This is a genomic window from Pseudonocardia cypriaca, from assembly GCF_006717045.1.
Lineage (GTDB): Bacteria > Actinomycetota > Actinomycetes > Mycobacteriales > Pseudonocardiaceae > Pseudonocardia > Pseudonocardia cypriaca.
In genome coordinates this window covers 1,708,420-1,712,654 of the sequence record NZ_VFPH01000002.1, presented here as the reverse complement: position 1 = coordinate 1,712,654, position 4,235 = coordinate 1,708,420, and the positions used below count along the sequence as shown (strand labels likewise).

4 protein-coding genes are annotated in these 4,235 nt (G+C 75.4%); all 4 read left to right on the top strand.

Going from position 1 to position 4,235, the window contains the following annotated elements; all coding sequences use genetic code 11:
• Positions 1-227 precede the first annotated feature (227 nt).
• The 4 genes from FB388_RS25775 to FB388_RS39620 all read left to right on the top strand — a co-directional run bounded on the left by FB388_RS25775 (position 228) and on the right by FB388_RS39620 (position 4,228).
• The gene (locus FB388_RS25775) at positions 228-1,835 is read left to right on the top strand and encodes a hypothetical protein (RefSeq protein WP_142104735.1); all 1,608 of its coding nucleotides are present in this window, start codon (positions 228-230) and stop codon (positions 1,833-1,835) included.
• 41 nt (positions 1,836-1,876) lie between these two features.
• On the top strand, positions 1,877-2,452 hold the full coding sequence (locus FB388_RS25770; RefSeq protein ID WP_142104734.1) for a hypothetical protein: 576 nt from the start codon (positions 1,877-1,879) through the stop codon (positions 2,450-2,452).
• Between the two features lie 111 nt (positions 2,453-2,563).
• Complete coding sequence (locus FB388_RS25765; protein ID WP_142104733.1) at positions 2,564-3,973, top strand: PepSY-associated TM helix domain-containing protein; 1,410 nt, start codon at positions 2,564-2,566, stop codon at positions 3,971-3,973.
• A gap of 93 nt (positions 3,974-4,066) precedes the next feature.
• A complete protein-coding gene (locus FB388_RS39620; protein WP_170225831.1) occupies positions 4,067-4,228 on the top strand; it encodes a hypothetical protein in 162 nt (53 codons plus the stop codon).
• The last annotated feature ends 7 nt before the right edge of the window (positions 4,229-4,235 follow it).

Genomic DNA, 4,235 nt, shown 5'->3' with positions numbered 1-4,235 from the left:
CAGTGGGCCCGCGCCCCGGGCCCCGGTCGGAGCCCCCAATACGCCGCCCCCCGCCCTTGCGCGAGGATCTGATCCACCCGATCGGAGGATGGAAGGACACCTTGCAGACTCAGGCGAGCGGCGCCCGTCCGCTCAGCGGGATCGCCGTTCACGACTGGCCGTGCGACCGATGCCACGCCGACGCGCGGCAACCGTGCCGAACATCGCGGTCCGGGCGCGGCCGGAGGGTGGCGCACCTCGCCCGCTGGTCCACCGCGGTCGTGTTCACGCTCGCCACGAGGTGGCTGCCGCGGCTGCCGGTGTGGGACCGGTTGGCGCTCGCCACCCGCGCCGTCGAGGGCACGGAGGAGACCCCGCCCGGCGCGTGGAACGACGTCACCGCCCTGCTGTGGCAGGCCGACCAGCTGCAGAAGGCGCTCGTCCGCCGCGTCGTCGACGACGCCGCCGCGTTCGTCGACGTATCGGAGCTGCGCCGCCCGGGACTGCACCTCGCCGCGGCGATGAAGGAAGCCGGGAACCTGCTGCGCCAGCAGCATCTGCAGGACGACCCCCGGCGGACCGAGGTCGACACGATGTTGCTGCCCGACCGCGAGGGTGAGCGGCGGTTCACGCTCGCCGAGCTGCGGGTCGCGCGCGACCTGGGGCAGGTGCACGTCATGAGGGCCGACATGGCCCGCCGCGCCGCGGCCGTGGCGGCGGTGAGCGGGACCGACGCCGCCCGGTGGGCCGTGCGCTGGGACCCGTCCGGCCGGTTCGACGCGGATCCGCTCGCCGGCGGCGAGGACGCGGACCGGCCTGCCGTGCGCGGCTGGGTCGCCCACCCCTCGATCGTGGCCGACGAGCTGGGGAGGTGGAGCACGCGGCCGAGGGCGGCCGAGGTGACGTGGCGGGGCGCGCCGCCGTCGGCGGGCTCCCGGCTGTGCACGTTCACGTCGGCCGCGATGCCGCGGGTGACGGAGGAGCAGGCCGCCGCGGCGTTCATGGCACGACCGGACCTGGTCGCCGAGATCGTCGCCGAGATCGACGGCCTGCGCCGCAGCGTCCAGCGCGACCGGATCGCCGAGGAGGTCACCGAGCGCGCCGCCCGACTGCAGGCAGAGGAGCCGCAGCTCCCCGACCTGTTCGCGCCCGGCGACTCCTGGGCGTGCACGAGGGCGGTGGAGTGGGTGCGCACCCGGGCCGTCGTCCGTACCCCCGACGAGGTGTGGGGGCAGTTCGACCGCGACCGTTCCGGTGATGACCCCGAGGGATGGGTCCCGGACCGCACGGCCGAGCTGCTCGCCGTCGGGTACGCGGACGTGCCGGCCTACCTCACCCGCCACTTCGGCGCCCACAGCGAGGCGGGCGCGGTGCAGCTGCTGCGGATCCCCGGCCCGGCCGGGCCGCTGTACGCGGTCGGCGCCGGCTCGCACCGCGCCCACCTGTGCCGCATCCTCGGGCTGCCGTGGATGTTCTCGGTGACGACGATGATGTCGCTGCCGCGGCGGATCGAGACCACCGCCGTCACCCCGAGCGAGCACGGTCCGGAGGGGGCCCGCGAGACGGCCACCCTCTGGCGGGGTCTCCTCGCCCGCGGGCTCGTCCGCGGGGAGCTGATCACGCGGTACTCGGACTGGGTGGTCGAGTTCCGGATCGAGTACGCGCTGGCTCCGTGGCTGCTGCTGCCCGCCGACCGCGCCACCGCGTACAACCAGCGCTACGAGCTGCTGTACCCGGGTGCGTGGGCCGGTGCGGGCATCCCGGAGGCCGCGCTGCGCAGCGCGCAGGCGTGGCGGTCCTGGCTCACAGCCCCGCTCGGCGCGCCGACAGGTGTCGACAACGCAGACGTTTCCTGACCGCACGCCGGCCGTCACCCGTCCGAGTACGGTTCGGGCCCATGTCGGGACGGCGAGCGCGCGAGGGCGGGAGCCGACCGCTCCCGCGTAGCCGCGCCGGCCGCACCGTCGCCGCCACCGTCGCCGCAGGCGTCACCACGGCAGGCGGCCACCTCCTCGGCACCGGCGCCCCGCCACCGATGGTGGGGCTGCTGCTGGCGCTCGCCCTGACGGCGGCCGGCTCGTGGTGGCTGACCCGCCACGAGCGCGGCTGGGAGCGGCTGGCCGCGGCTCAGCTCGTCGCGCAGCTGGGCGGCCATGCCCTGTTCGTCGGCACCGCGACCGACATGGCCGCCCACACCGGCCGCGGCGAGCTCGGACCCGAGCTGGTCCTGCTCGTCCACGTGCTGGGCGCCGCCGTCGCGGGAGGGTGGCTGCGCTGCGGTGAGCGCCGGGCCGTCGAGACCGCCCGCCGCGCGGTCGCGGCGCTGCACCGGCTGATCTCCCGGCTGCTGGGGGAGTGGCGTACCACCGTCACCCAGGCCCGGCCGCGTGCGCTGGACGCACTCGCGGGCGTAGCCCTGACGCCGCGGCTGCGGCATTCGATCGTGCACCGGGGGCCGCCCGCGGTCTGCTGACCGCGCGCCCTTCTCACCGGCCGATCCGGCCGGGCACCGATCCGCGCACCTCTGCGCCGCTGTGCCCGCCGGACGCGCCGTCCCCCGTTGCCCTCGAACCCGGGAGCCCTCATGGCCCTGACGACCAGACCTCCTGTCTCCCCCAACCGATCCGGCTGGCGCGGCCTCGTGCTGCGCCTGCACTTCTACGCCGGCCTGCTCGTCGGGCCGTTCATCCTGGTGGCGACCGTCACCGGCGTGCTCTACGTGCTCACCCCGCAGCTCGAGTCGTTCCTCTACGCCGAGCAGCTCCGCGTGCCGCCCGCGGGCCGCGAGCTACCGCTGGCCGACCAGGTGCGCGCCGCGCTGGCCACCGACCCCAGCGGTGACCTCGTCGCCGTGCGGCCCGCGCCCGAGCCCGGCGCGACGACGCGCGTGCTCTTCGACGACGGCCTCGGCGAGTCCGAGCACCGTGCGGTGTTCGTCGACCCCGGCACCGGCGCGGTGAAGGGCTCGCTGGTCAGCTACGGGACCAGCGGCGTGCTGCCGTTCCGTACGACGATCGACCAGCTGCACCGCAACCTCCTGCTCGGCGAGCCGGGTCGGCTCTACAGCGAGCTCGCCGCGTCCTGGCTGTGGGTGGTCGCGCTCGGCGGGCTGGCGCTGTGGATCGCGCGGTGGCGGACGCGCCGCGCCTCCGTCCGCGATCTGGTGCGGGCGGAGCCGGGAGCGACCGGTCGCCGCCGCATCGTGGGCGTGCACGGCTCGCTCGGCACCTGGCTCCTGCTCGGCGCCCTGTTCCTCTCCGCGACCGGGCTGACCTGGTCGGCCTACGCGGGCGAGAACGTCTCCGCGCTGCGTGCCTCCCTCGGCTGGAGCACCCCGTCCCTGGAGGCGGATGGGCACGCCGGCCACGGTGGCGGGGCGGCCGGTGAGCACGACGTCGCCCCCGCGCAGCTCGACTCCGCTCGGTTCGACCCCGCGCAGTTCGACACGGTGCTCGCGGCGGCACGGGCCGCCGGCATCGACGCCACCCAGATCGAGATCGCGATGCCGGCCGAGCCCGGCGCCGCGTGGACGGTCACCGAGATCAAGCGGAGCTGGCCGACCGAGGTCGACGCCGTCGCGATCGACGCCGGCACCGGGGCCGTGGTGGACCAGGTGCGTTTCGCGGACTACCCGCTCGTGGCCAAGCTCGCCCGCTGGGGCATCGACGCGCACATGGGCGTGCTGTTCGGCGTGGCCAACCAGGTGGTGCTGGTCGCGTTCGGGCTCGGGATGATCACGCTGATCGTCCTGGGCTACCGCATGTGGTGGCTGCGCAGGCCGACGCGCGGCCGGGGCTGGCGGCTCGTCCCGCGCGGCCGGCTCCGCAGTGCCGCACGTCCGGCCGCGGTCGTCGCGGTCCTGCTTGCGGTCGGGCTCGGCTGGTTCGCACCGCTGCTCGGAATCAGCCTCCTCGCCTTCCTGGTGGTGGACGTCGTGCTCGGCCGCCTGGCCGCTCGCCGGTCACGAAGTGTGCGCTCGGCGAACCGTCCGTAACCTTCGATCCGTGTCTGCAATGCACCAGGCAGAGGCGAGCGGCGACACCACGTGAGTGGCACGGGTGGCGCCCGGAGCGTGACGGGAGCACCCGTGAAGAACGTGGTCATGGCCCACTGGTTCTGCGGCGACTGCGACGTGGAAGGCCGGGACTTCGCCGCCGAGCCCACGTGCTGGAACTGCGGCGGCGACGTCACCGTCACCGCGCGGCCCACGGTGCCGATGGATCACCGCGCCGCCGACGGTGCCGCCTGACCCACGG